Origin of the sequence: Streptomyces sp. SM18 (genome assembly GCF_002910775.2) — a bacterium.
Lineage (GTDB): Bacteria > Actinomycetota > Actinomycetes > Streptomycetales > Streptomycetaceae > Streptomyces > Streptomyces halstedii.
In genome coordinates, this window is record NZ_CP029342.1 from 2,425,687 (window position 1) to 2,451,586 (window position 25,900).

At 73.7% G+C, this 25,900-nt stretch carries 18 protein-coding genes and 1 pseudogene; 11 read left to right on the plus strand and 8 right to left on the minus strand.

Annotated features, from left to right (window positions below; translation table 11 throughout):
• The first annotated feature begins 8 nt into the window (after positions 1–8).
• The 4 genes from B9S64_RS10760 (at position 9) to B9S64_RS10775 (ending at position 5,514) form a co-directional block, all read left to right on the plus strand.
• Positions 9–3,176: an adenylate/guanylate cyclase domain-containing protein gene (locus B9S64_RS10760; RefSeq protein ID WP_109492030.1), complete on the plus strand. Its 3,168-nt coding sequence runs from the start codon at positions 9–11 to the stop codon at positions 3,174–3,176.
• 3 nt (positions 3,177–3,179) lie between these two features.
• Entirely contained in the window at positions 3,180–4,064 is an 885-nt protein-coding gene (locus tag B9S64_RS10765) for a S8 family serine peptidase (protein WP_103492442.1), read from the plus strand.
• Positions 4,045–4,650 carry a GAF domain-containing protein gene (locus B9S64_RS10770; RefSeq protein WP_037877285.1) on the plus strand — a complete coding sequence of 202 codons (606 nt, stop codon included), beginning with the start codon at positions 4,045–4,047 and terminating at the stop codon, positions 4,648–4,650. Before B9S64_RS10765 ends, B9S64_RS10770 begins: the two co-directional genes overlap by 20 nt.
• 75 nt (positions 4,651–4,725) lie before the next feature.
• Positions 4,726–5,514 (plus strand): sugar phosphate isomerase/epimerase, encoded by a 789-nt coding sequence (locus B9S64_RS10775; protein WP_103492443.1) that lies wholly within the window; start codon positions 4,726–4,728, stop codon positions 5,512–5,514.
• 80 nt (positions 5,515–5,594) lie between these two features.
• On the opposite strand, the gene B9S64_RS10780 is transcribed toward B9S64_RS10775, so the two are convergent.
• Positions 5,595–6,494, minus strand: a complete 900-nt coding sequence (locus tag B9S64_RS10780; RefSeq protein WP_103492444.1) for an EamA family transporter — start codon at positions 6,492–6,494, stop codon at positions 5,595–5,597.
• Between the two features lie 163 nt (positions 6,495–6,657).
• Here B9S64_RS10780 and B9S64_RS10785 point away from each other — a divergent pair, with 163 nt between their 5' ends.
• From B9S64_RS10785 to B9S64_RS10795, 3 genes are all read left to right on the plus strand, one after another.
• The gene (locus B9S64_RS10785) at positions 6,658–7,566 is read left to right on the plus strand and encodes a LysR family transcriptional regulator (protein ID WP_103492445.1); all 909 of its coding nucleotides are present in this window, start codon (positions 6,658–6,660) and stop codon (positions 7,564–7,566) included.
• A 193-nt stretch (positions 7,567–7,759) separates the two neighbouring features.
• A complete protein-coding gene (locus B9S64_RS10790; RefSeq protein ID WP_103492446.1) occupies positions 7,760–9,586 on the plus strand; it encodes a glycoside hydrolase family 3 protein in 1,827 nt (608 codons plus the stop codon).
• 193 nt (positions 9,587–9,779) lie between these two features.
• On the plus strand, positions 9,780–10,433 hold the full coding sequence (locus tag B9S64_RS10795; protein WP_103492447.1) for a hypothetical protein: 654 nt from the start codon (positions 9,780–9,782) through the stop codon (positions 10,431–10,433).
• A 73-nt stretch (positions 10,434–10,506) separates the two neighbouring features.
• On the opposite strand, the gene B9S64_RS10800 is transcribed toward B9S64_RS10795, so the two are convergent.
• The 3 genes from B9S64_RS10800 to B9S64_RS10810 form a co-directional block, all read right to left on the minus strand.
• Positions 10,507–11,985 carry a S28 family serine protease gene (locus B9S64_RS10800; RefSeq protein WP_103492448.1) on the minus strand — a complete coding sequence of 493 codons (1,479 nt, stop codon included), beginning with the start codon at positions 11,983–11,985 and terminating at the stop codon, positions 10,507–10,509.
• A 77-nt stretch (positions 11,986–12,062) separates the two neighbouring features.
• Entirely contained in the window at positions 12,063–12,599 is a 537-nt protein-coding gene (locus tag B9S64_RS10805) for a hypothetical protein (RefSeq protein WP_374936089.1), read from the minus strand.
• Between the two features lie 271 nt (positions 12,600–12,870).
• The gene (locus B9S64_RS10810; protein ID WP_258037951.1) at positions 12,871–16,674 is read right to left on the minus strand and encodes an ABC transporter ATP-binding protein; all 3,804 of its coding nucleotides are present in this window, start codon (positions 16,672–16,674) and stop codon (positions 12,871–12,873) included.
• Between the two features lie 248 nt (positions 16,675–16,922).
• Here B9S64_RS10810 and B9S64_RS10815 point away from each other — a divergent pair, with 248 nt between their 5' ends.
• Together B9S64_RS10815 and B9S64_RS10820 are read left to right on the plus strand one after the other, a co-directional pair.
• Positions 16,923–17,312 (plus strand): type II toxin-antitoxin system RelE/ParE family toxin, encoded by a 390-nt coding sequence (locus B9S64_RS10815; protein WP_103492449.1) that lies wholly within the window; start codon positions 16,923–16,925, stop codon positions 17,310–17,312.
• Positions 17,312–17,716, plus strand: coding sequence for a helix-turn-helix domain-containing protein (locus B9S64_RS10820; RefSeq protein WP_103492450.1), 405 nt, complete (start codon positions 17,312–17,314; stop codon positions 17,714–17,716). Before B9S64_RS10815 ends, B9S64_RS10820 begins: the two co-directional genes overlap by 1 nt.
• Before the next feature lie 90 nt (positions 17,717–17,806).
• Here the strand turns inward: B9S64_RS10820 and B9S64_RS10825 are convergent, their stop codons facing one another.
• The 3 genes from B9S64_RS10825 to B9S64_RS10835 form a co-directional block, all read right to left on the minus strand.
• Positions 17,807–19,468, minus strand: coding sequence for a thiamine pyrophosphate-binding protein (locus B9S64_RS10825; RefSeq protein WP_103492451.1), 1,662 nt, complete (start codon positions 19,466–19,468; stop codon positions 17,807–17,809).
• A complete protein-coding gene (gene speB, locus B9S64_RS10830; protein WP_103492468.1) occupies positions 19,465–20,433 on the minus strand; it encodes an agmatinase in 969 nt (322 codons plus the stop codon). The genes B9S64_RS10825 and speB overlap by 4 nt, the downstream gene beginning before the upstream one ends.
• Before the next feature lie 401 nt (positions 20,434–20,834).
• Positions 20,835–22,160: an aminotransferase class I/II-fold pyridoxal phosphate-dependent enzyme gene (locus B9S64_RS10835; RefSeq protein ID WP_103492452.1), complete on the minus strand. Its 1,326-nt coding sequence runs from the start codon at positions 22,158–22,160 to the stop codon at positions 20,835–20,837.
• A 45-nt stretch (positions 22,161–22,205) separates the two neighbouring features.
• Here B9S64_RS10835 and B9S64_RS10840 point away from each other — a divergent pair, with 45 nt between their 5' ends.
• Positions 22,206–23,579, plus strand: coding sequence for an MFS transporter (locus B9S64_RS10840; protein WP_308460766.1), 1,374 nt, complete (start codon positions 22,206–22,208; stop codon positions 23,577–23,579).
• Between the two features lie 436 nt (positions 23,580–24,015).
• Positions 24,016–24,200, plus strand: a pseudogene (locus B9S64_RS34990) (site-specific integrase); the annotation flags it as partial.
• A gap of 12 nt (positions 24,201–24,212) precedes the next feature.
• Here B9S64_RS34990 and B9S64_RS10850 read toward each other — a convergent pair.
• Positions 24,213–25,892: an ISAzo13 family transposase gene (locus B9S64_RS10850; RefSeq protein ID WP_374936090.1), complete on the minus strand. Its 1,680-nt coding sequence runs from the start codon at positions 25,890–25,892 to the stop codon at positions 24,213–24,215.
• Between the last annotated feature and the right edge of the window lie 8 nt (positions 25,893–25,900).

The window sequence follows — 25,900 nt, forward strand, 5'->3', positions numbered from 1 at the left end:
GAACCGTCATGACCTGCCCCTCGTGCCATGAGGACCTCCCGCCCAAGGCCCGGTTCTGCTCGTCCTGCGGGACGCCGTGCGCCGCCCCCGCCGCGCCGGGCGACGACGAACGCAAACCGGTGACGGTCCTCTTCTGCGATCTCGTCGGCTCCACGGCGCTGTCGGGCGTCCTGGACCCGGAGACCCTGCGCACGGTGACCCTGCGGTACTTCGAGGCGATGAGCGAGCGGATCGTGGCGGAGGGCGGCACCCCGGAGAAGTTCATCGGGGACGCCGTGATGGCGGTGTTCGGTGTGCCGGTGGTCCGGGAGGACGACGCCCGGCGGGCGCTGGCCGCGGCCCTCGGGATGCGGGAGGCGCTGGCCCGGCTCAACGAGGAACTGCACGCCACGCTCGGGATCCGGCTCACCACCCGGGTCGGCGTCAACACCGGTCAGGTGGTGGCGGGTGGCGACGCCACGGCCCGTCAGGCCCTGGTGTCGGGCGAGACCGTCAACATCGCCGCCCGTCTGGAGCAGAACGCCGGGGCCGGCGAGATCCTGATCGGTCCGGACACCCTGCGCGCCGCCGGTCCCACGGTGACCGCCGAGCCCACCGGGCCGCTCCGGCTGAAGGGCAAGCAGGACAGCGTGGAGGCCTACCGGCTGCTCGCCCTCGGCACCGACGACCCGGCCCAACTCCGCCGTTTCGACGTCCCGTTCGTGGGGCGCGACACCGAGCGGGACGCCCTGGACGCGGCGCTCGCGGCGACCGTGCGCGACGGCCGGGCCGGCCTGCTGCGGGTCACCGGCGAGGCGGGCGTCGGCAAGACCCGGCTGGTACGGGAGTGGCTCGCCCGGGGCGCCGCCTCGGGCACCCTCGCCTACGGGGCGGGCCGGTGCCGCAGCCACGGGGAGCAGGGCACGCTCACGCCGCTCGCGGACGCCCTGCGGTCCCTGCCGACGCTCACGGGCGAACCGGCGGAGGCCGCCGGGGCTGCCGCCGACGAGGACGCGAGGGCCCTGCTCTCGGCCGGGCTGCTCCGGGACGGCACCCCGAACGCGCCCTTCGACGACATGTGCGCCGCGCTGTCCACCGTGCTGGAACGGGCCGCACGTCTCCGGCCGGTGGTGCTGGTGCTCGACGACGCGCACGCGGCGGCGCCCCTGCTGACCCGCACGCTGGAACGGCTGACGGCCGGATCGGGGCCCCCGGGCGTGCTGCTGGTCCAGGTGGGCCGCCCGGACGGGACGGCCGACGCCACGGGCGCCCTCCCGGTCACCGGGCTGCCCCGGGACGAGGCCGCCCGGCTGGCCGCCCTGCTGGCCCGGCTCGACGGCCGGGACGGCCCGGTGGACGAAATCCTCCTCGCCCGCGCCGAGGGCAATCCGCTCTACCTGGAACAACTGCTGGTGGACGGGCGGGCGGACGGCGCGGGCGGCACCGGCGGGGACGCCGGTCTGCCGCCCACGCTCCAGGCCCTGCTGGGCGCGAGGATCGGCGCGCTGGCCAGGGCCGAGCGGACCGTGGTGGACCTCGCCGCCGTCATCGGCCGGGAGTTCACCGCGGCGGAGCTGGTCCTGCTGGAGGTGTCCGCGCGCCTCGCGGAGCGGCGCCCGTCCGCCGTGGTGGCCGCCCCGCCCCAGGAACGCGCCCGGCAACTGGCGCGGGCCGAGGAGGTGTTGGCGGCGCTCAGCAGGCGGCGGCTGGTGGAACCGGCGCCCCGGCCGGGCCCGGAGACCTCGGCGTACCGGTTCAGCAGCGGCCTGGTGCACGAGGTGACGTACGGTTCGCTGTCCAAGCGGGCCAAGGCCGACCGCCACGCGTGGGCGGCGGAGCTGCCCAGCGTGCTGCGCGCCGGGGACGGGGCGGTCGGCGGCCACCTGGAGCGCGCCTACCGCTACCGCGCCGAGCTGGGGCTGCTCGACGACGCGACCCGGCGGTTGCGTGGCCGCGCCGCCGCCGCGCTGGGCCGGGCCGGGGCACAGGCCGCCGCCCGGTCCGACCTGCCCTGGGCGCACAGCCTGCTGGAGCGGGCGGCCGGGCTCGACCCCGACGACGCGGGCGCGGTCCGCAGGCTCGGTGAGGTGCGGGTGGCCCTCGGGGACACCGAGGCCGGCGCGGAGTTGCTGCGCAGGGTGCGGGACCTGGACTCCGCCCCGCTGGAGTCCGCGCACGCCCGGCTGGCCCTGGTGGTGCTGGACCCCGGCGGCCCGGGGCCCGGACTGACCGCGACGGCGCGGGCGGTGCTGCCGGTCTTCGAGGAGGCCGGGGACTCGGTGGGCCGGGCCCGCGCGCATCTGCGGCTGGCCCAGCGGCTCCAGCAGGCGGGCCGGCACGAGGAGGCGGAGCGCGACCAGGCGCGGGCCCTGGAACAGGCGGAGCTGGCCGGGGCCGAGCCGGAGCGCGCCGGGGCGCTCGGCGCCATCGGCATCTCCCTGTGGCGGGGCCCGGTACCGGCGCCCGAGGCCGTACGGCGCTGCCGCGCCCTGCTGGCGGCGCACGGGGTGGGCCGCCCGACCGTCCGGCTCACCCTGAACTGCCCGCTGGCGGTGCTCTACGCCCTCCAGGACCGGCCCGCCGACGCGTACGGCTGTCTGACGGAGGCGGAGGAGCTGGCCCGGAAGCTGGGGTTCGCGGAGGCGGAGGTGTTCCTGCCGGTGTTCCGGGCCGCGGTGGAGTCGCTGGTCGGCCACGGCTCCGCCGCCCTGGAGCTGCTGGTCCGGGCCGACGAGGCGGCCCGGCACACCGGCGCGGCCGGGATGCGGACGGCCGTCGCGCTGGACGCCGCCCGGATCGAGCTGGACTCGGGACGCACCCGCCGGGCCGCCGCCCGGCTGGCGGCCGTCGGGGAGGAGGCGGATCTGAGCCACGCCGACGCGGTCGATCTCCGGGGGATGCGGGGCCGGCTGTCGGCCGCCGAGGGGCGCCCGTTCGAGGCGGTGGTCCACGCGGACCGGGCGGTGGCGGCCTCGCTGCTCACCGACTCCCCGCTGGTCCAGGCGACGGCCGAGCTGGACCGGGCCCGCACCCTGTCCACGCTGGGGCGGTGGGCGGACGCACGGGCCTCGGCGCACACCGCGCGGGAGCACTACGCGAGCAAAGGACATCTGCCGGGGGTGCGGGCGGCCGCCGGCTGTGTGCCGGACGGTCCCGCCCCGGACGGGACCGCGCTCATCACGAGGGAGAGGAGCTGACCGATGGGAGCCACCGGAACAGGCACGAGGCCGGGGCAGGAGCTGACCTGGAGCCTGCGCGGGCGCGGCCCCGAGGACGTACCGGTCCCCGCCGACCCGGGCCCGCCGGGCGGCCGGCCCGCGGGGAAGGCGACCGGGCGGGGGGTGCGGGTGTGCGTGGTGGACTCGGGCGTGGAGCGCGACCATCCGCTGGTCGGCCCGGTGGACGCCTCCTGGGTGGTGGTCAAGGACGGGGAGAGCGGCGCGATCACCGTCGAGCCGACCACGACCGGCGACACCTGCGGGCACGGCACGGCGTGCGCGGGCATCATCCGGCGTACCGCCCCCGACTGCGAGATCCACAGCGTCCGGGTCCTCGGCGAGCGCTTCTCCGGTACGGGGGACGTCCTGATGGCCGGGCTGCGCTGGGCGGTGGAGCAGCGCTTCGACGTGGTGAACCTGAGCCTGTCCACCACCAGGACCCGGTTCGCCCCGGAGCTGCACGGTCTGGCCGACCGCGCCTACTTCGCCCGTACGGTGATCGTGGCGTCGGCCCACAACACCCCGGTGGAGAGCTTCCCGTGGCGGTTCGCCTCGGTGATCTCCGTCGGCAGCCACCAGGAGGACGACCCGGCGCTCCACCTGTACAACCCGCGGCCCCCGGTGGAGTTCTTCGGGCCGGGGCAGAACGTGACGGTGCCGTGGCTGGGCGGCCGGACGATCCGTACGACCGGCAACAGCTTCGCCACGCCGTACGTCGCGGGGCTCTGCGCCCAGATCCTGTCCGCGCACCCCCGCATGACGGCCTTTCAGCTCAAGAACGCGCTCTATCTGTCCGCGGCCAACGTGCACGCCGGTCCGCGTCCTTCCACAGCGGCAGGAGATATCCGTGACGACTCCGAGAACTGACACCACGCTCACCTCCGCCCCCTTCCCCGCGCCGGGCGAGGCGGCCCGGCGCGAACTGCTCCAGTCGGTCGTCGATGTGGCGCGCGCGATCTTCGGGGCTGCGGCCAGCTCGGTCTTCCTGCTCGACGAGGAGGCGGACGAACTGGTCTTCCAGGCGGTCTCCGGCGAGGGCGAGGAGTTCCTGGTGGGCCGCCGGTTCCCCGCCGGGCGGGGCATCGCGGGCTGGGTGGCGACCTCCGGCGAGCCGATGGTGGTGGACGACCTGAGCAGCGACGCGTCCTTCGACCGGTCCCTGGCCGAGTCCACGGCGTACGTACCCGACGCGATCATGGCGGCCCCGCTGATCAGCGACTCCCGGGTGCTGGGGGTGCTGGAGGTGCTGGATCCGTCCCCGCAGGCCCGCTCGGGCGTCCGGGAGCTGGACCTGCTGGCGATGTTCGCCCGGCAGGCGGCCGCCGCGCTGCGGGTGCTCGCCCCCGAGCCGGTCGCGGCGGCCTCCGCGGCCCGGACGCTGGACGGCACCCGGCGCGAGGACGCGCTGCAACTGCTCGGCAGCCTGGAACGGCTTCTGCGGGGCACGGGCTGAGGGGAGGACACGTACGCCGGGCCCCTCGGGAGTGACGTCCCGGGCACCGGCCCGCGCAGGACGGAAGGACACATCGTGAAGCTGGCTTTCTCGACCCTCGGAGTGCCGGGGACGTCCGTGCCCGAGGTGGTACGGCTCGCCGCCGGGAACGGCTACCAGGGGGTGGAGCTGCGCGCCCACCCGGAGGAGCCGGTGCACCCCGGCCTCACCCCGGGTGAACGGGCGGCCGTGGCCGAGGAGTTCCGGCGGGGCGGGGTGGCGGTCCTGGCGGTCGCCGGGTACGCGAGGGTCGCCGCCGAGGGCGACGACGAACCGGTGGCGGCCGAGCTGGCCGGGCTGGTGGAGCTGGCCCGCGACCTGGGCGCGCCGTACGTCCGGGTGTTCCCGGGCGGCGGAGGCCTGGACCCGGCCGAGGCCGACGCGACCGCCGCCCGGCGTCTGGGCGCGGCCGCTCCGCACGCCGCGGACCTGGGCGTACGCATCCTGCTGGAGACCCATGACTCGCACCGCGCCGGGGCCGACGTGGCGCGGGTGGCGGGCACGGTCGGGCACGGGTCGGTCGGCGCGGTCTGGGACGTGATGCACACCTGGCTGGCCGGCGAGGAGGCACCGGCCTCGCACGCGGTGCTCGCCCCGCACCTGGGCTATGTGCAGGTCAAGGACATCGCCTCCGCCGAGGACACCACCCCGCTGCCGCTCGGGGCCGGGGTGCTGCCGCTGCGGACCTGTCTGGACGCGCTGGACCCGGGCGCCTGGGTCTGCTGGGAGTACGAGAAGCGCTGGTACCCGGACGCGGGGGAACTCCCCGCGCTGCTGGCCGAGGGGCGGGAGTACCTGCTGCGGCTGGGCGCGCCGAAACAGTAGGGCGGTCCCGGCAGCGGCGGATCTCCGGAGCGGCGGGCCGTCCGGGCGGGCGGTCCCGGGGGCTGACGGCCGGAGCGGGGTCAGACCCGCGCCTGACGGGTCACCGGCGGTGGGGTGACGGCGGGGCGTGGCCGGGACAGGGAGGTCAGGGCCACCCCGCCGACCAGCAGCGCGGCCGCCAGGCACCGCAGCGGGCTCACCGACTCGCCCAGGAGGAGCGCGGCCGAGGACATCCCGAAGACCGGGACGAGCAGGGTGAAGGGGGCCACCGAGGAGGCCGGGTGGTGGCGGAGCAGGAAGCCCCAGGCCCCGAAGCCGAAGACGGTGGAGATCCAGGCGACGTACACGAGGGTCCCGGCGCCGCTCAGATCCAACGCGGCCAGCGCCTCGACGTCCCGGTCCCAGCCCTCGAAGAGGAGGGACAGGCCGATCAGGGGCAGGACGGGGACGGTCGAGACCCACACCATGAAGTTGAGGGAGTCCGGCGGGGCGGCCTTGCGGGTGAGGACGTTGGACACACCCCAGCAGGCCGCCGCCGCGATCACCAGGACGAAGGCGAGCACGGGCCCGCCCGCCCCCTCGTCCACGGCGGCCACCCCGATGCCGGCGAGAGCCACCGCCATGCCCACCACCCGTACCCCGCCGGGCCGTTCACCGAGCGTCAGGGCCGCGAACAGGGCGGTGAAGACGGCCTGGACCTGGAGGACGAGGGAGGACAGCCCGGCAGTCATCCCCCGGTCCATGCCGATGAAGAGCAGCCCGAACTTGGCGACCCCGAGGGCGATCCCGACGCCCACGATCCACTTCCACGCGACCGTGGGCCGCCCGACGAGGAACATGGCGGGCAGGGCGGCGACGAGGAAGCGCAGGGCGGAGAAGAGCAGCGGCGGGAAGTGGGCGAGGCCGACCTCGATGACGACGAAGTTGAGGCCCCAGACGGCGGCGACGAGCGCGGCCAGGCCGATGTGGAGGGGACGCATGTACCGAGGATCGGGGGCGGGACCGTGTAGCACCAGCGCGGATTCCTACATGGTTGGATTAAGCACGGCTCATGTGTCCTGCCCCGCCCGTCCCGCCCGCGCCGCCCGCCTCGCCCGCGCGGCCGTCCCCGCCCCCGCCCCCGTCTTCAGCGAAAGGCCCCCGATGCTCGATCTCGCCCGGTTGCGCGCCCTGCACGCCGTCTCGGTCCACGGTTCGGTGGCGGGCGCGGCCACCGCGCTCGGCTACACCGCGTCGGCCGTCTCCCAGCAGATCACCAAGCTGGAGCGGGAGACCCGGACGACCCTGCTGGAGCGGCGCGGGCGCGGGGTGGCGCTCACCGAGGAGGCGGTGCATCTGGCCGCCACCGCCCAGCGGTTGCTGGCGATCGTGGAACAGGCGGAGACCACCCTGGAGGAGCGCCGGGGGCGGCCCACCGGGCGGCTGTCGGTCGGTGCGTTCGCCTCGGCGGCGCGCGGGCTGCTGCCGGGCGTGCTGGCCGCCCTCGCGCGGGAGCATCCGGCGCTGGACGCCCGGCTGACGGAGGTCGATCCGCACCTCTCGGTGGACCTGGTGGCCAAGGGCGTGATCGACCTCGCCGTGGCGCACGACTGGGACATCGCGCCGCTGCCCGCGCCCCAGGGGGTGGCCCAGGCGGTGATCGGCGAGGACCGCTGCGACCTGCTGGTACCGGAAGGACACCGGCTGGTCGGCCGGACCTCGGTGCGGCGGGAGGAGCTGGCGAAGGAGCGCTGGGTGTGCCAGCCGCCGGGCACGGTCTGCCACGACTGGCTGATACGGACCCTGCGGACGGCGGGCTACGAGCCGGACATCCGGCACCAGGCGGAGGAGAACCACACCCAACTCGCCCTGGTCGCCGCCGGACTCGGCGTGGCGATGATCCCCCGGCTGGGCCGGGGCCCGCTGCCGCCGGGCGTGGTGGCAGTGCGGCTGGACCCCGTACCGGTGCGCCGGCTGTACGCCCTGTGGCGCGCCCAGGCGGCCCGCCGCCCCGCGATCACGGCGACGGTGGCAGCCCTCCAGGCCGGCGGCGCGGAGGCGGGACTGGCCTGAGGGCACGGACCCGTGGAGCGGACACCGGGGGCGTGTCCGCGTGCCCGGAGCTGACCGCCGCCCCCATGTCCGGGCATGTCCGGCCGTCCCTCCGCGTGTCCCTCCCGTTCTCGGGCCGCCCCCTTGACTGGTAGTTACTTTCCCTATATCCGTACCTTCTTGGAAGTTTCTTTCAGCACCGGAAGGGGCTCACGTGCACCACCGCACCTCCAGACGCACCCTCCTCGCCGCCACCGCGGCCACCGCCGCCGCGGCGGCCACCGGCGTGGTCGCCGTCCCCGGCACCGCGCAGGCGTCCGGCACCTCCACGGACAGCCGCCTCAAGCGGCTCATCGCCCGGATGAGTCTTGAGGAGAAGGTCGGCCAGCTCTTCGTGATGCGGGTGTACGGGCACTCCGCCACCGCGCCGGACCAGGCGGACATCGACGCCAACCTCGACGAGATCGGCGTGCGCACCGCCGCCGAGCTGATCTCCCGGTACCACGTCGGCGGCATCATCTACTTCACCTGGGCGCACAACACCCGTGACCCGCACCAGATCGCCGACCTCTCCAACGGCATCCAGCGCGCCGCGCTCGCCCAGCCCACCCCGCTGCCGCTGCTCATCTCCACGGACCAGGAACACGGCATCGTCTGCCGGGTGGGCGAACCCGCCACGCTGATGCCGGGCGCGATGGCCCTCGGCGCGGGCGGTTCACGCTCCGACGCGCGCACGGCGGCCCGGATCGCGGGCGCCGAGCTGGCCGCCCTGGGGATCAACCAGAACTACGCCCCCGACGCGGACGTCAACGTCAACCCGGCCAACCCGGTCATCGGCGTACGCTCCTTCGGCTCCGACCCGCAGTCCGTCGCGGGCCTGGTCGCCGCGCAGGTGAAGGGGTACCAGAGCGCCCAGGTCGCCTCGACGGCCAAGCACTTCCCCGGGCACGGCGACACCAGCACCGACAGCCACACGGGCCTGCCCTCCATCCAGCACACCCGTGAGCAGTGGGCCGAGCTGGACGCCCCGCCGTTCCGGGCGGCCGTCGCCGCCGGTATCGACTCGATCATGACCGCGCACATCGTGGTCCCGGCGCTGGACCCCTCGGAGGACCCCGCCACCCTCTCCCGCCCCATCCTCACCGGCATCCTCCGCGAGGAGCTGGGGTACGACGGGGTGGTGGTCACCGACTCCCTCGGCATGGAGGGCGTCCGCACCAAGTACGGCGACGAGCGCGTCCCCGTCCTCGCCCTCCAGGCCGGTGTGGACCAGCTGCTCAACCCGCCGGACCTCTCCGTCGCCTGGAACGCCGTCCTGGCGGCCGTCAAGAGCGGCGAGATCAGCGAGGCCCGCATCGAGGAATCGATTCTGCGGATCCTGCGGCTGAAGTCGAAACTGGGCCTCTTCCGCGATCCCTACGTCACCCGCCGGGGCGTCGACCGCACCGTCGGCGTCAAGGAGCACCTGGCCGCCGCCGACCGCATCGCCGAGCGCACCACCACGCTGCTCGCCCACACCGGCGCGCTGCTGCCGCTCTCACGCCGTACCCACCGGAACGTGCTGGTGGTCGGCGCCGATCCCGCCTCGCCCTCCGGCACGACGGGCCCGCCCACCACCACCCTGGCCGGTGCCTTCGAGGAACTGGGGTTCCGGGCCACCGCCCTGCCCACGGGCACGGCCCCCTCCCCGGCCACGATCGAGGCGGCGGCGGCCGCCGCCGCGGGCAAGGACGCCGTGGTGGTGGGGACGTACGGCGTCACCGCCACGAGTTCCCAGCGCACCCTGGTGGCCGCGCTGGCGGCGACGGGTGTCCCGGTGATCTGCCTGGCCATCCGCAACCCGTACGACATCGCCCATCTGACCGGCACCGGATACGCGGCGAGCCTGGCCACCTACTCCTGGACCGACGTCGAACTGCGGGCCGCCGTGCGGGTGATCGCGGGCCGGGCGCGGCCGAAGGGCCGGCTGCCGGTCCCGGTGCGGCGCGCGGACGCCCCGGAGCAGACCCTCTACCCGGTCGGCTACGGCCTGTCGTACTGACCCGGGGACCGTGACCCCGCCCCCGCCGGAAGCCGGTTCCGGCGGGGCGCGGTGCCGCGCGCGTACCGCCACCGTCCCCCTCGGCCCCGCGCGTTCACCCCATGGAGGGCAAAGTCCCGCCACGCCTGGCGCGCGCCCGCCCCGCCGGGCCAGGCTGGCGGACGTCATCACGGGACGTATCGGGGGGACATCCATGTACGAGCGCCGACGCGCCCCGGGACCGGTGCGCGTCCTGCTGTCCGCCCTGGGAGTACTGGCCTTGACGGGCTGTCACCCGTCGTCCGGGGCGCCCGCCGGCCTCTCCGGGCAGCAGCCCTCGCCCGGGGGCTACGGCGACGTCTTCCTGGGGCCCGCCGATTGCAGCTCGCGCGGGGAGCCGGTCCGGGAGGTCTCGTGCCGCAGCGAGAAGGCGGCGGCCCGGGTGCTGGCCCGGTACTCCGGCGTGCCGTCCAACGGCCCGGCCTGCCCGCCCGCCACCGACTTCGTCCTGCACATCGCGGAGAACGGCGGCCCGGCCGGGGCCGCCGGCCCGCCCGAGGACGACCGCGACGGCCCCGCCGAGGAGACCGGCACGCTCCGGGGCTACGCCTGCATGCGCAACCTGGAACCCCCGCACCCGGGCGATCCGGGGCAGGGCGGCGGTCCCCTCACCGTCGTCGGGGACTGCGTCTACGCCTCCCGCGAGGGAGAGGTCAAGGAGACCGCCTGCGACGGATCGGGCACGCACGCACCGGAGTTCGAGGTGGAGTCGGCCGTCGCCTCCCGCGACCGGTGTCCCGGCACGACCGATCTGTACGTCCAACTGGGCGGGGACAGCCCGGTGGGCTGTGCGCACCGGGTGCGGTGAGACCCGGCACCCGGTGCGCACAAAAACCCTGGAGCGGTACCCCGAGGGGCGGCACCCCTGAGGGCGGTACCCCTTACGGGCGCAGGGTGCCCCGGTTCCGCTCGATCTCCGCGTCCCGCTTGTCCAGACGCGCGTCGAACTTCGCCAGCGGCTTCGCCTGGGCCGGGTCCGCCTCGACGGCGGCCGGGGCGACGCCCGCCCAGCGCAGGATGGCCGCGGTGGCCTTCGCCTTCTCGGCGTCGACCAGACCGGAGACCTTCGAGCCGTGGTTGCCGCCGGGCACGGTGTAGACGTAGCTGTCCCGGGCGCCCCGGCCGAGGTGGAAGGGCTCGGCACCCCACGGGTCGTTCTCGCCGTAGACGTACATCATCTGGCGCGCGTTGTTCCTCACCCAGCGGTCCACGTCCCGCATCACGGAGGGCTGGAACTTCATCGGGATGGAGCGCGGCACGAAGGTGCGCGGCGGCTGGTAGCCGTAACGGCTCAGGTTGCCGAGCCAGGGCTGCTTGATGTCCGGCGAACCGAGCTGTGTGCCCGCCTGGTAGTAGTACGGCGTGTACTGCTCCAGGTCCTGGTCGCTGTAGGCGGAGAAGCCCGAGATGCCGTCGACGGAGTCCCAGATCTGCTGGTCCGTGGCCCTGCGGGCGTCGGCCGGGATGGCCTCGCAGTCGGCGAGCATGCTGTACTGCCAGAACGCCCAGATGTAGTCCATGACGACGGCTTCGTACGCCTTGTCGAGGGTGCCGACGGTGGTGAAGGTGAGGCCGTTGCTGTTCGCGTAGGCCTCGAACTTCTTCTCCAGCGGCTTCCTGCGGATCAGCGCCTCGCGCTGCACCCCGTTCAGCCGGTCGCGGCACTCCTTGGTGCCGACCTTGGCGAAGAACCGGTCGTAGGCCGAATCCTCGTTGTTCACCACGTCGTTGGGCGCGACATAGGCGACGACGCCGTCCATGTCCTTCGGGTAGAAGCGCTCGAAGTAGGTGGCGGTCATGCCGCCCTTGGAACCGCCGGTGGCCAGCCACTTCTTGGAGTAGATCTTCTTCAGCGCCGTGTAGACACGGTGCTGGTCACTGGCGGCCTGCCAGATGTCGAGCTTCGACCAGTCGGCGGGCTGCGGACGGGACGGGGTGAAGAAACGGTACTCCAGGGAGACCTGGTTGCCGTCGACGATCTGCGTCGGCTCACTGCGGCTCGGGTTGGTCGAGACGTTGTAGCCGCTGGTGTAGAAGACCGTGGGACGGCTGGTGTCCTTGTGCAGCAGGGTGATGCGCTGCTGGAACGTTCCCTTGGACGGCTTCTTGTGGTCGATCGGCTGGGTGTACTCAAGGACGAAGTAGCGGTAGCCGGTGTACGGCTTCTCCTCGATCAGACTCATGCCCGGGATGGCCAGGATGCGGTCCTTGATGTCCTTGGCGCTGGTCTCACCACTGCTCACGCCGCTCCGCGTCGCGACCGGTTCCGCGGCGGTGGCCGCACCGGCCGAGGCTCCCGTCGCACTCACCGTGCCGATGAGCACCGCGAGCGAGAGAACCCCTCTGAGCGTCTTGCGCATGCACCCTCCCCTTGTTTCACGACAGACGCCGTGAACCTAGCGGGGACGACGCCTGCCACGCCAGACCCCGGCGCGTGTCAGCAGCCGATCCACCCGGTGGACCCCGCCGACCCGCCGACCGAACCGGAGGCCCGGACACAGCGGTTGAGGGCGTGCACCCGCACCGGTCCGGCCCGTGTGGTGAACTTCCCCTGATCGACGACCGCCCGGCCCCCGCGCGGTTGCAGCGACACCTTCATCTCGCGGCGCGCGCCCGGCTTCTTGGCCACGGTCACCGCGCAGGCGTAGGCCCTGCTCTTGTAGACCTGGAGCGAACCGGTGGAGAAGGTCACCGTCTTGACCAGCCGTCCGGGGCAGAGCGCCGCGGCGGTCGCCTGCCCGGCACCGAGGACCAGACCGGCCGCCGCGAGCACCGGCAGGGCGAGCAGGGCCGCCGCCAGCCGTCTGCCGCCGGCTCGGCGCCGCCCGCCCGGCCGCCCGTTCGAGTCCTGAGGGGCCTGGGGGTTCCGGGGGTTCTGAGGGTCCTGAGGGTCCTTCAGCGGCCCCGCCGCCCCACGCACCTCGTCCGTCCGGTCCACCCGGTCCACCTCGTCCACGTCGCCCGCCCCGTCCATACCGCCCGCCCCTCCACGTCGCCCGCTTCCGTCCATGCCGTCGAACACATGGAGCCGTGGCCGACACGTGTGCGTATCCCTGTACGACGCGTCGGGCGGACCGGAAGGTTGCGGACAGGGGCGGACGGGACGACCGGGACCGGCGAAACGGACGGGGCTGAGGGGACGGACGGGACGGCCGGGGTGCCGGAAACAGGGCGGCGGACGTCCGGGAGCGGGGCGGGAGACGCCCGGGAGAGACGCCGGGCGGAACGCCGGGAGGAACGCCGGGTCAGACGTTCGCCGGGGCGCCCTCCCCCAGGTCCTCCCCTATGAAGGTGCGCCAGAGCCGGGCGTACCGGCCGCCCAGGGCGAGCAGTTCCTCGTGCGTACCGTCCTCGGCGACCCGGCCCCGGTCCATCACCACGACCCGGTCGGCGCGGGCCGCCGTGGTCAGCCGGTGGGCGACCACGAGAGTGGTACGCCGGCCGGCCAGCCGGTCGGTGGCCTGGTTGACCTGGGCCTCGGCGGCGAGGTCGAGGGAGGCCGTCGCCTCGTCGAGGAGCAGGACGTCCGGATCGACCAGTTCGGCGCGGGCCAGCGCGATCATCTGGCGCTGGCCCGCCGAGAGGTTACGGCCGCGCTCGGCGACCTCGTGCAGATAGCCGCCGTCCAGCGTGGCGATCATGTCGTGCGCGCCGACCGCCCTGGCCGCCGCCTCCACCTGGGCGTCGGTGGCCGCGGGGCGCCCGTAGGCGATGGCGTCGCGGACGGTCCCGGCGAAGAGGTAGGACTCCTGCGGCACGACACCGAGCCGGTGCCGGTACGCGGTCCGGTCGAGCGCCCGCAGATCGACGCCGTCCGCGGTGACCCGCCCGTCCGTCGGGTCGTAGAACCGGGCGACGAGCTTGACCAGCGTGGACTTGCCCGCGCCCGTCTCCCCCACGAACGCGACGGTCTGCCCCGCCGGGATACGCAGGTCGATGCCGCTCAGCGCCTCCTCCTCCCCCTCGCCGTCGGCCGCCTTGTACCCGAACGACACGTTCTCGAACGCGATGTCCCCGCGCAGCGAGGGCACCTCACGGGGCGCCTCGTGGTCGGCGGTGGAGGTCGGCTCGCGCAGCAGTTCCTGGATCCGGCCGAGCGAGACCGCGGCCTGCTGGTAGCCGTCGAAGACCTGGGAGAGCTGCTGCACCGGGGCGAAGAACAGGTCGATGTAGAGGAGGTAGGCGACCAGCGCGCCGGTCGTCAGCGTGCCGTTGTCCACCCGGCCCGCGCCGACGATCAGCACGGCGGCGGCCGCGACCGAGGCCAGCAGCTGGACGAACGGGAAGTAGACGGAGATCAACCACTGGCCGCGCACCCGGGCCTGGCGGTAGTGGTCGCTGCGGTCCGCGAACCGCTCGGCGCCGTCGCGCTCACGCCGGAACGCCTGCACGATCCGCAGCCCGGAGACGGACTCCTGGAGGTCGGCGTTGACGACACCGATGCGCTCGCGGGCCAGCTCGTAGGCCTGGACGCTCTTACGGCGGAAGAAGACGGTGCCGATGATCAGGATGGGCAGGGTCGCGAAGACGACCAGGGCGAGCTGGACGTCCAGGACCAGCAGCACGACCATGATCCCGAGGAAGGTGACGACCGAGACGAAGGCCGTGACCAGCCCGGTCTGCAGGAACGTGGACAGCGCGTCCACGTCCGTGGTCATCCGGGTCATGATCCGGCCGGTCAGCTCGCGCTCGTAGTAGTCGAGGCCGAGCCGCTGGAGCTGCGCGAAGATCTTGAGGCGCAGGGAGTACAGGACGCGTTCGCCCGTACGGCCCGTCATGCGCGTCTCACCGATCTGCGCCGCCCACTGGACGAGGACGGCCAGCAGTCCGATCCCCGCCGCCGCCCAGACCGCGCCGAGCGCCATCCGGGTCACGCCGTCGTCGATGCCGTGCCGGATCAGTACGGGCAGGAGCAGGCCCATGCCCGCGTCGACCGCGACCAGCCCCAGGCTGATCAGCAGCGGCAGCCCGAAGCCGCGCAGCAGCCTGCGCAGCCCGTAGGACTCCTCGGGGCGCACCGCGGCCGCCTCGTCGACGGCGGGGAGGTCGGTGGCGGGTGGCAGGGCGTCCACCTGCGCCAGCAGTTCGGGGGTGGCGGGCATGCCGGCCGCCGCGGTGTCGCGCGGTTCCTCCTTGCGGATCCACAGCTCGGGGGTGATACCGCGTTCGGCGTCGAACTCCGCGGCCAGCTCCTCCTGGAGCGCGCGGTCGTCCTCGACGGTTCCGGACACCTCGGGCCGGTGGCCCGGTGAGGTGCCGCCCAGCTCGTCCGGGTCGGTCAGCAGCCGCCGGTAGAGCGCGGAGCGCGCCTCCAGCTCGGCGTGCGTACCGATGTCGGCGAGCCGCCCCCGGTCGAGGACGGCGATCCGGTCCGCGAGGCCGAGGGTGGAGCGGCGGTGGGCGATCAGCAGCGTGGTGCGTTGGGCCATGACCTCGGCCAGGGCCTCGTGGATCTCGTGTTCCACCCGGGCGTCGACGGCCGAGGTGGCGTCGTCGAGGAGGAGGAGCCGGGGGTCGGTGAGGAGGGCGCGGGCCAGGGCGACCCGCTGGCGCTGGCCGCCGGAGAGCGTCAGCCCGTGTTCGCCGACCTTGGTGTCGTAGCCCTCGGGCAGCTGGGAGATGAAGCCGTGTGCCTGGGCGGCGCGCGCGGCCTGTTCGATCTGTTCCCGGGTGGCTCCGGGATGGCCGTAGGCGATGTTCTCGCCCACCGAGTCGGAGAAGAGGAAGCTGTCCTCGGGGACGAGCCCGACGGCGGCCCGGAGGGAGTCCTGGGTCAGCTCGCGCACGTCGTGGCCGCCGACCAGGACGGCGCCGTGCGTCACGTCGTAGAAGCGGGGCAGCAGGAGCGAGACGGTCGACTTGCCGCTGCCGGACGCGCCGACGAGGGCGACGGTCTCACCGGGCTCGATGGTCAGGGAGAAGCCGTCGAGCACGGGGCGCTCCTCGGCGTACCCGAAGCGCACGTCGTCGAACTCGACGCTCGCCGGGGCGTCGGCCGGAAGCTCCTTGGTGCCGTCCGCCATGGACGGCTCGGTGTCGATGAGCTCCAGGACGCGTTCCACGCCCGCCCGCGCCTGCTGGCCGACGGTGAGGACCATGGCGAGCATCCGGACGGGGCCGACGAGCTGGGCGAGGTAGGTGGAGAACGCGACGAACGTACCGAGGGTGATCTCGCCCCGGGTGGCCAGCCAGCCGCCGAGGGCGAGCATCGCCACCTGGCCGAGCGAGGGGACGGCCTGGAGGGCGGGGGTGTAGCGGGAGTTCAGCCGGATGGTGCGGAGCCGGCCCGCGAAGAGCTTGCGGCTGACCTCGCGGAGCTTGCCGGTCTCCTGCTCCTCCTGCCCGAACCCCTTGACGACCCGGACACCGGTCACCGCGCCGTCGACGACTCCGGCGACGGAGGCCGCCTGGCTCTGGGCGTACCAGGTGGCGGGGAAGAGGCGGGTGCGGGAGCGGCGGGCGATGAACCACAGGGCGGGGGCGACGGCGAGGGCGACGAGGGTCAGGGGCAGCGACAGCCACGCCATGATCACCAGGGAGATGAGGAAGAGCAGGACGTTCCCGATGGTCATCGGGAGCATGAACAGGAGCCCCTGGATGAGCTGGAGGTCACTGGTGGCCCGCCCGACGACCTGCCCGGTGGACAGCTCGTCCTGCCGCTTCCCGTCGAGCCGGGTGAGGGTGGTGTACATCTCGGTCCGCAGGTCGTGCTGGACGTCGAGGGCGAGCCGGCCGCCGTAGTAGCGGCGGATGTAGGTGGCGGCGTAGACGAGGAGGGCGGCGCCGATCAGGAGGCCGGTCCAGACGGCGAGGGACCGGGTGTGGTCGGTGACCACGTCGTCGATGATCACCTTGGTGATCAACGGGACGAGGGCCATCACCCCCATGCCGGCGAGCGAGGAGCCGAGGGAGAGGACGACGTTGCGCCGGTAGCGCCACGCGTACCCGGTCAGCCGCCGGGCCCACCCCTGCCGCAGGGCCTGAGACCCCGCGCCTCGCTCCCCGCGCTCGTCCGTCGCTTTCTTCCGCTCTTCCGTCGCTTCCTTCATGCCCTTGACGTCATCGGCGCCCGCCACCCGTGCCTCCCGTTCAGCCGGCCGGCCCCCTGGCCCGCCGCATGTCCCCAACGCGGCGGGCGGGGGATTTCATCCCGCCGCAACAATCCTGGGCCGATGGTCGGAGGCAGGGGGCGGGTGGTCGTAGGACTCAGGTCAATGAATCAGACAAGGCCACTCGCATGGGTGGTCGACCGGCCCAGCGCATCGTCATACACTGAAGCATCTATACCTTCCTGTATATGGAGAGCTCTTACGTCATCGAGATCGAGCCCGAGGTGCGGTTGTGGCTGATGAATCTGCGCTACCACGACTACCTCGTCGTCGAGTACGTCACGGGCGTGCTCCATGAACGGCCGACCACTCTCGGCGAGCCGTACTCGCGCCACCTCGGCGACGGTGTCAGGGAGTTGCGTTTCGTACTGGGCGACAATCGGGAGGCCACACGGCTCTCCTACTGGCTCGCGCCGGACCGGCGGATCGTTCTGCTCACCGTCTTCCGTAAGACGAGGCAGCGGGAGACCGCGGAAGTGGCTCGGGCGAAGAAGGCCAAAGCGGTCTGTGAGGCTTCTCACGGACCCGCGCTCGATGTGTACGCCCGCGAAGTGGAAGCAGCGAAGGAGGAGCGGTAATGGTCAGCCACGCGCACTGGAAGCTCGCCCGTGACAAGAAGGTCGCTCAGGGGATCGCGGACGATGCGGCGACGGAGAAGCTGCGTGAGGAGATCGCCCTCCGTTTCGACCTGGGCCAGGCGGTCCACGACCGGCGGACCGCGTGCGGCCTGTCGCAGACGGAGCTGGCTCGCCGGGCCAGGATGACTCAGCCCCAGGTGTCCAAGATGGAACTCGGCGGCACCATGCCCACGATGGCTCTGCTGGTCCGGTTGGCCAAGGCCATGGACTCCTCCTTCCGCCTGGAGCCGGACGGGGACGGCGTCCGGGTGGCGTTCACGGCGCGGCCCGCGTCGGAGGAGCGGGCGGCGGAGCCCGAGAAGGAGTCCGGCGGCACGGGCGTGGCGAGGGCGGCCCACGGCTGAGCCGCTTCCCGGAAGGTCCGGTCCACTTGCCGCCGGACGGCCAAGGGAGCCGCAAGCGCCGCCCGCGCCGGAGTGCACACGCGTGGCCGACTACCCCGCCCGGAGGACGATCACCGAGGGGCCGGGGGCGCGTAGTGCCGTCTTCAGGTCGGTGGCGAGCGACGCGGGTGTGGACCGGAGCGCCGGTACGCCGAGGGACTCCGCGAGGGCGACGAGATCGGGGCGCACGGCGTCCGGGCCGCCGTCCTGGACCCCGGAGGCACCCGGGCCGTCACCGTCCACGAGCAGCCAGGTGACCGGCAGGCCGTACCGCCGCGCGGTGGTCAGCTCCGCGGCCGTGTGCGGGGCGTCGTCCTCGCCGGTGACCGCGAGCACCGGTGTGGTCGGGTCGGCGAAGGCCGCGCCGGTCGCGGACGGGAGGGCGTAGCCGGGGCCGCCCGCGCCCTGGGCCGAGTGCGTGGTGTTGGGGCGGCGGGCGTCGAAGGCGGACCAGGCCAGGGTGGTGAGGGGCGTGAGGTCCCAGAAGCTGGGGGCGGTGTCGGGCAGCGCCGCGCGGACGGCGGCGAGCACCCGCGCGTCCGGGCCGGACCCCTGATCGGCGGCGGCCGGGCCCTGCTCCTGGTCGGCGGCCGGGGCGGGCGCGGTCTCCAGGGCCGTACGGACGCGGTCGGCCGCTGCCGGGTCCTCGCGGGGGTCCACGGTGTCCAGCAGCGCGTCGAGGGCTTCGCGGGCGTCGGAGTGGATGCCGAGCGCGGGGTGGTTGGCCTCCAGCTTCCCGGCGTCGGCCTCGATCTGGACGATACGGCCGCGCGGGGCGAAGGTGTGGCCGCCGGAGGAGAGCGCGCCGAGGCCGGAGCCCACGACCAGCAGGACGTCCGCGGCCTCCAGCAGTTCGGTGACGCGCGGATCGCCGGGCCAGGACCGCAGCGAGAGCGGGTGCTCCCAGGGGAAGGCGCCCTTGCCGCCGTAGGTGGTGGCGACCGGGGCGGCGATCCGCTCCGCGAGCGCGCGCAGCTTGCCGGTCGCGTCCGCCCGTACGACCCCGCCGCCCGCGATGATCGCGGGGCGTGCGGCGCGTGCCAGCAGGTCGGCGGCGACGAGGGTGAGTTCGGGGCGCGGGTACAGCTCCCGGGGTGTGGCGTCGAGCGCGCTGACCGGGGGCAGGACGGTCTCCGCGCGCAGGACGTCCTCGGGGATCTCCACCCAGACCGGCCCGTGCGGGGCGGTCAGCGCGGACTCCCAGGCGGCGGCGATCGCGGAAGGGATCTGGGAGGCGGTGCGCACGGGGTGCACGGACTTCACGACCTCGCGGAACGACGCCTGCTGGTCGCGGAGTTCGCGCGGATGGCCGTGGCGCCGGCCGCCGAGCCCGGCGGCCGGGACCTGGGCGCAGACAGCCAGTACGGGGGCGGACGCGGCCGCCGCCTCCTGGAGCGCGGGCAGCGCGGCCAGGGCGCCGGGACCGGCGGTGAGCAGCAGCACGGCGACCTCACCGGTGATCCGGCCGTAGGCGTCGGCGGCGAAGGCGGCGCTGTTCTCGGCGCCGAGTTCCACGTACGCGAGCGCGGAGCGCCGCAGCGCGGCGGACAGGCCGGGCGCGGGACGGCCGGACACCCCGAAGACGGTGGCGGCGCCGAGGCCCTGGAGGGTCTCGGTCACCAGGTCGCCGCCGACGCGGCCGGGCGGCGGGTTCAGCGCCGCCTCGGCCTGCGCGGCGTTGAGGCCGGGCCGGTCGTCGTGGTCGTGGCTCACCGGGTGCGGCCTTCCGCGATCTGCCGGGCCATGATCGTCGTCAGCTCGTACGCCGTGTGGGAGGCGGCGACGGAGGTGATCTCGGCGTGGTCGTACGCCGGGGCCACCTCGACCAGGTCGGCGGAGACCAGGTGGCAGGAGGCGAGGCCGCGCAGGATCTCCAGGAGTTCGCGCGAGGTGAGCCCGCCCGCCTCGGGGGTGCCGGTGCCGGGGGCGTGCGCCGGGTCGAGTACGTCGATGTCGATGGAGATGTAGAGCGGCCGGTCCCCTATGCGCTGCCGCAGCTGGTCGGTGATCTCGTCCACACCGCGCCGCATGACGTCGGCGGAGGTCACGATGCCGAAGCCCATCTTGGCGTCGTCGGTGAGGTCCTTCTTGCCGTACAGCGGGCCGCGGGTGCCGACGTGGGAGAGCGCCTCGGTGTCGAGGATGCCCTCCTCGACGGCCCGCCGGAACGGGGTGCCGTGGGTGTACTCGGCGCCGAAGTAGGTGTCCCAGGTGTCCAGGTGGGCGTCGAAGTGGAGCAGGGCGACGGGGCCGTGCTTCTTGGCGACGGACCGCAGGAGCGGAAGCGCGATGGTGTGGTCGCCGCCGAGCGTCATCAGCCGGGCGCCCGTCGCGAGGAGGTCGTCGGCGGAGGCCTCGACGGTCTCGACGGCCTCGTTGATGTCGAACGGGTTCACCGCGATGTCCCCGGCGTCCGCGACCTGGGCGAGGGCGAAGGGGGAGGCGTCCTGCGCGGGGTTGTAGGGGCGCAGGAGACGGGAGGCCTCCCGGACGGCGTTGCCGCCGAAGCGGGCGCCGGGACGGTAGGAGACCCCGCTGTCGAAGGGCACGCCGACGACGGCGACATCGGCGGAGCCGACCTCGTCGAGGCGGGGCAGCCGGGCGAACGTCGCGGGTCCGGCGTACCGCGGGACGCGGGAGGAGTCGACGGGGCCGCGCGGCGAGTCGGTGCTGCTCATGAGGTCGGTGCCTTTCGTTCGGGCGGTACGCGCCTTGTGGGCGGTCGGCGGGCAGTCGGCGGTGGTGCGGTGCGGCACGGTCCTTGTGCGTGGTGCGGCACGGGTCTCGTGCGGTGACCGACGGCGAGCGGCGGGTGGGCCGACGCTGCTGAAGTGTACGTTTCCGCCCCTTCCGGGTGCGGGCGGGCCGGTGGGGCGGGGCGTACGCCGGGGCGGGTCCCTACGGCCACGGGGCGAGCCGGGTCCGTACGCCGGGGCGGGCCGTGGCAGGGACAGGCCGCGAGGCCGCTCCGTGTGGGCCACCGGTCCGGCCCGGCCCGGATCCGTACGGGTCCGGCCCGGCCCGGAACCGTACGCCGGGGGCCCCGCCTGACCCCGCCGCCCTACGGCCGCGCCGCCCCTCAGCCCCCGTAGACCGGCTCCGACCCCGGCTCCCCCAGCGTGGCCGCGAAGTCGCGCGCGAGCTCCTCCGCCTCGGCGGGGGTGAGGGCCGCGGTGGTGACGCGTACCCCCGGCGGGGAGGCGGAACGGAAGCGGGTGCCGGCCGCCGTCCACCAGCCCCGGGTGCGCAGCCCGTTGACCACGGCGGACTCGTCGCGGACCGGGACCCACACATTGAGGCCGCTCGCCCCGTGGGAGGGGATGCCGTGCCGGTCCAGCGCGGTGCGCAGGGCGTCGCGCCGGACGGTGTACGTGTCCGCGGCCCCGGCCACCAGGGCGCGCACCTCCGGATCGGTGAGCAGGTCCGCGACGGTCCTCTGGAGGATGTGGCTGACCCATCCGGAGGTCAGCAGCATCCGTCCGTCGTGACGCGCCAGGGTCGCGGGGTCGCAGGCGAGGGCGGCCCAGCGCAGATCGATCCCCAGGTGCTTGGAGACGGTACGCACCTGCGCCCAGCGGGGCAGGCCGCCGGCGGCCAGGGTGGCGGCGTCCGCCCCGGCGATGTCCGCGTTGTGGTCGTCCTCCACCACCAGGACGTCCGGATGGTCGCCCAGCACCGCCAGCAGCGCGTCCCTGCGGGCGGGCGTGAAACGGGCGCCGAGCGGACTCTGGCCGCGCGGGCTGCACACCAGGGCGCGGGCCCCCGCCCGCAGCGCCCTCCGCAACGGCTCGGGCCGCATGCCCTCGTCGTCCACGGCCACCGGCAGCATGCGCAGCCCCAGGGCCGGGACCAGGTCGAGCAGATGGTGGAAACCCGGGTCCTCGACGGCCACGGCGTCGCCGGGGCGCAGCTCGGTGGAGAGCAGCCGGCCGACGCAGTCCAGGGCCCCGTGGGCGAACGTCACCGAACCCGTGGGCACCCCGTCGCGGGCGAACCAGTCGCGGGCGGCCTCTTCGAGCGCGGGGAGCCGGGGCGCGGCGCGGTGCGAACCGGGGACGGGCTCCACCCAGCCCGGCGGGCGCAGCACCGGGAGGCAGGCGGGGTCGGGGTGTCCGCCCGCCAGGTCCCGCAGCCCCGTGGGCACCCGGGGCGGCCGCCGGGAGGTGACGGAGGGCGCGGCCGCCACTACGGTGCCGCCGCGCCCCAGGGTCGTCACCACCCCGCGCCCGCGCAGCTCCTTGTAGGCCGCCGCGACCGTACCGGCGCTCACGCCGAGGTGTTCCGCGAGCCGGCGCACGGGGGGCAGCGAAGCGCCCGGCCGGAGTGTGCCGTCGGCGACACGGCTTTCGACGGAAGCGGAAATCTCTCTGGCCGTCCCACCGGAGAGCGCATATTGTTCTGCCACAGACGCAAGTTTGTACCGATACAAAAACTGTGTCAAGGGGGACCGATGAAGCCGGTGAAGAAGCAGGCCGACGTGGGGAAAGCCGGGGCGGGCGGGGCCGACCGAGTCCCGTTCACCCGGCGGCTCGTCGTACCGGGCGGCCGCGACGGCAGACGGATGCTGGTCATCGCCGTCATCGACAAGATCGGTACGGGCCTGTGGGCCGGGGCGTCGACGCTCTACTTCATCTACGTCGCGCATCTGTCGGTCGGTCAGATCGGCACCCTGCTGGGCGTGTCCGGGGTCCTCGGCATCGCGGGACCGCCCCTCGCCGGACGGCTGGCCGACCGCTTCCCGGTGACCCGCGTCCTCGTCGTCGCCCAACTGGTGCGCGGCGCGGCCCTGGCGGCGCTGCTGACCACGCACGAGTTCCTGCCGCTGGTGCTGTTCTCGGCGCTGGGGGCACTACCGGACCGGGCGTCGAGCGTGCTGACCAAGCTGTTCGCCGCACGGGTCGCGGGCCCCCAGCGCGTGCGGTACCAGGCCATCCAGCGCACGGCGGTCAACATCGGCTGGGCCGTGGGCGGCGCGGGGGCCGCCGCCGTCCTGACCGTGGGCACCGCGACCGCCTACGAGACCCTGCTGCTCGCCAACGTCGGGTCGTACGCGGTGATCGCGGTCCTGACGCTGCGGTGCGCCGAACCGGCCGCGCCGGGACGCGTGGTGGCGGAGCAGGGCGCCCCCGCCGCGCGGACCGGGAAGGGGCCGACACCCTGGCGCGACCGCCGCTACCTCGCCTTCACCACGACGGAGGTCTGGCTCTTCCTGGACGACAGCGTGCTCCAGGTCGGGTTCCCGCTCTGGATCGTGCACGCCACCGACGCCCCGGTCGGGCTGGTGCCCCTGATCCTCGTACTCAACAGCGTGCTGGTGATCGTGCTCCAGGTGCCGCTGTCCCGCTACGGCGAGACCCGCGCCGCCGCCCGCCGCCTGCTCCTTCCCATCGGCGTCGCGTTCCTGGCGGGCGGAGCGGCGCTCGCGGCCTCGGCCGGCGGAGGAACGTGGTTCGCCACTGGGGCAGTTCTGGTCGCGGCCGTCGCGTTCACCCTGGCGGAGATCCTGCACTCCCTGTCCTCCTGGGAACTCTCCGTCGCCCTCGCCCCCGGCGACGCCCAGGGCGCCTACCTCGGGGTGCACGGCCTGGCCCAGTCGGCGCAGCGCAGTCTCGGCCCGATCGTGGTCGGCGCCGCGGTGAGCGTGGGCGCCCTCGCCTGGCCGGTCCTGGGCGCGACCCTGGTGGCGACCTGCCTGATCCAGCACCGCCTGGTCCGGCCGGCCGAGGCGACAGAGGCGACCAAGGCAGCGCCTGCGGCGCCGGACGACGACTGCGGCCCCGTTTCGAAAGCGGAACACACGGCCGGGACAGCCGACTGCGCGTAGGCAAGTCCGGTTAGGGACCGCACGAGACCACCCGCCAGCCAGTCCGGGTCAGCCCAGGGGCATCGCGACGTTCGTCCGTGACGGGCGCCTCATCTGACTGTCCGTCGCACAGAAGACGGTGGAAGCTGCGGTGGTCGCCGCGGGCGACGACATCCGCAACTGGCCCGACGCCCTTGCAGGACCGTGCCTTCGCCGGTGTCGCGGGGATGGCGATGCGGGGACCCTCCCGACACACCCGCATCCGAGCCCCTGCGTCTCCGATGCCGAACGCCACCCGCATCGCGGACGCCACCTCCTACCTGACCGCCCATCCCGCGCTGCGCCGGACGCCTTTCTCGACGCCACCGGCCACACAAACCGGCGACGACAGACCGGACGGTCCGGCCGTCTCCTGGGCTGAGCCGAACCTTGGGCACTCCTGGCCCCAAGGCCTTGAGAGGAGGTTCCGCGCAACGTCGCCCGCAACGTCCGCACCGGCACCCCACGGCCCCGGCGCTCCGAACCCCTCACCTCCGACGAAGCCCGCCAACTCCTCACCGCCGCGCAAGGTCATCCGCTGAACGCACTGTTCGAACTCGCTCTCCATACAGGGTCCGCAAGGGCGAACTCCTCGGCCTAAGGGCTTGCCGGAAATCAACACGCCGGTTTGATCTTGGTTTCGTCGGTCTCGAGAAACCTGGCGATGTCTTCCCGTGTGTGGAAGCGGGCTGTTGAGGCGGCAAGACGGACCCCGTGGTCTTCCAGTAGCGGGCGGACGTCTTTCGCTGCGCGGCTGATGGTCATGGCGGTGGTGTTGAAGAGCTGGCCCAGGAGGTGCATAGGCGCGAGTTTTCGCAGGTGGAGCACGGTAGCCAGGACTCGGTCAGCTGAGGTGAGCTTGGCTTTGGCGCCCGCGCCGGGGGCGACCAGGCGCTCGTGGCCTCGGCGCGTATGGAGAACTTGCTCACGCTGAAGCTCCATCCCTGGAGCCAACACGGCGATGAGTTGGCTGAGTTGCCGACGGGTCATTCCGGTCAGCAGCGGGTCCTGGAGTGAATGCCGCGTGAGGTGAGTCGGGCCGTCCGCCGGGGCCTCGTCCGGTGTGCTGCCGGTGGTCACTGTGCCCACTGGCTGGGGGTGGAGGGTGTAGTTCCAGTCGCCGTGGAAGCGGTGGCGGGTGATGGGCAGGGCGGCGATCTCGTCGTCGCTGATGCGGATACCGGTGGGGTACTCACCGCTGTCGAGTTCGGCCTGGATGGTGAGGCCGGTGCGGCTGGTGGTCGCGGCGATGGTCTGGAGCATGACTTCGTGGCTGGTCAGGGGTCTGCCTCGCCAGTTCATGGTGATGTGGGAGAACAGTCTGTGCTCGATCTTGTTCCACTTCGAGGTGCCGGGCGGCAGGTGACACACCGTGATCTCAAGGCCGGTCTCGGCGGCGAGATCGGCGAGCTGGGTCTTCCAGCCCCGGGTGCGGTAGCCGTTGGAGCCGCCACCGTCAGCGGTGATCAGCAGCCGGCGGGCGCCAGGGTAGTCGTGCCGGCCGACCGCCTGCCACCAGCGGCGGATCGAGGCGACGGCGAACGCCGCCGTGTCGTGAACGGTGCCGATGCTGACCCAGCCGGTGTTCGCCGTCATGTCGTAGATTCCGTATGGAATCGCCTTCTCGGCCTGGCCGGGGAAGTCGTGCGCCTTGACCCTCACGGGCTGTCCTGCGGGCTGCCATTCGTGCCCGGCGTTCCTGTAGTCGCCGATCAGCTCCTTCTTCTTGCTGTCCACGCTGATCACCGGGTCACCGGCGTCCCTGTGATCTCGTGCCTGCTCGTTGAGGTAGTGGAACTGGGCATCCCTGTCGGGGTGCTGGGCACCTTCGATGGTCTTGGCGTTGGCCTGCAGGCTGAATCCTTCCTCCCGCAGCAGGCCGGCGACGGTGTCGGCGGAGACCCGGTGCCCCTGGCGGGTGAGCTCCGCCGCCAGCTTCCGGGTCGACTTCGTCGTCCAGCGCAGCGGCGACATCGGATCGCCCCGCTCGTCGGGCTCGACCAGCGCCAGCAGTGCCGGCCGCAGCCCAGAGTCCAGCTCGGCCGCCTTCTTCCGCCCTCCGCCGGGATGGCGCACCCGCCCCAACGGGGCCTGACCAGAGTCCAGTTCAGCTGCCCCACGCGAGACCGTGGCCTCCCGGACCCCGGCTGCAGCGGCGACGATCCTGATGCCGCCATGCCCCAGCGACAGTGCTTCCGCCCCTATGGCCAGCCGACGCTGACGCTCGTCCAGATGCGGCAACAGCACCTGGAACTTCGCCGCCAGAACGGCCTCGATCCCCTCCGGTCTCCCCATACCAGACC

Bases quoted from the DNA above. Each gene is read 5' to 3' on its own strand.
- B9S64_RS10760 (WP_109492030.1), top strand. From the start codon at position 9: ATGACCTGCCCCTCGTGCCATGAGGACCTCCCGCCCAAGGCCCGGTTC.
- B9S64_RS10765 (WP_103492442.1), top strand. From the start codon at position 3,180: ATGGGAGCCACCGGAACAGGCACGAGGCCGGGGCAGGAGCTGACCTGG.
- B9S64_RS10780 (WP_103492444.1), bottom strand. From the start codon at position 6,494: ATGCGTCCCCTCCACATCGGCCTGGCCGCGCTCGTCGCCGCCGTCTGG.
- B9S64_RS10785 (WP_103492445.1), top strand. From the start codon at position 6,658: ATGCTCGATCTCGCCCGGTTGCGCGCCCTGCACGCCGTCTCGGTCCAC.
- B9S64_RS10795 (WP_103492447.1), top strand. From the start codon at position 9,780: ATGTACGAGCGCCGACGCGCCCCGGGACCGGTGCGCGTCCTGCTGTCC.
- B9S64_RS10800 (WP_103492448.1), bottom strand. From the start codon at position 11,985: ATGCGCAAGACGCTCAGAGGGGTTCTCTCGCTCGCGGTGCTCATCGGC.
- B9S64_RS10805 (WP_374936089.1), bottom strand. From the start codon at position 12,599: ATGGACGGGGCGGGCGACGTGGACGAGGTGGACCGGGTGGACCGGACG.
- B9S64_RS10810 (WP_258037951.1), bottom strand. From the start codon at position 16,674: ATGAAGGAAGCGACGGAAGAGCGGAAGAAAGCGACGGACGAGCGCGGG.
- B9S64_RS10815 (WP_103492449.1), top strand. From the start codon at position 16,923: ATGGAGAGCTCTTACGTCATCGAGATCGAGCCCGAGGTGCGGTTGTGG.
- B9S64_RS10820 (WP_103492450.1), top strand. From the start codon at position 17,312: ATGGTCAGCCACGCGCACTGGAAGCTCGCCCGTGACAAGAAGGTCGCT.
- speB (WP_103492468.1), bottom strand. From the start codon at position 20,433: ATGAGCAGCACCGACTCGCCGCGCGGCCCCGTCGACTCCTCCCGCGTC.
- B9S64_RS10840 (WP_308460766.1), top strand. From the start codon at position 22,206: ATGAAGCCGGTGAAGAAGCAGGCCGACGTGGGGAAAGCCGGGGCGGGC.
- B9S64_RS10850 (WP_374936090.1), bottom strand. From the start codon at position 25,892: ATGGGGAGACCGGAGGGGATCGAGGCCGTTCTGGCGGCGAAGTTCCAG.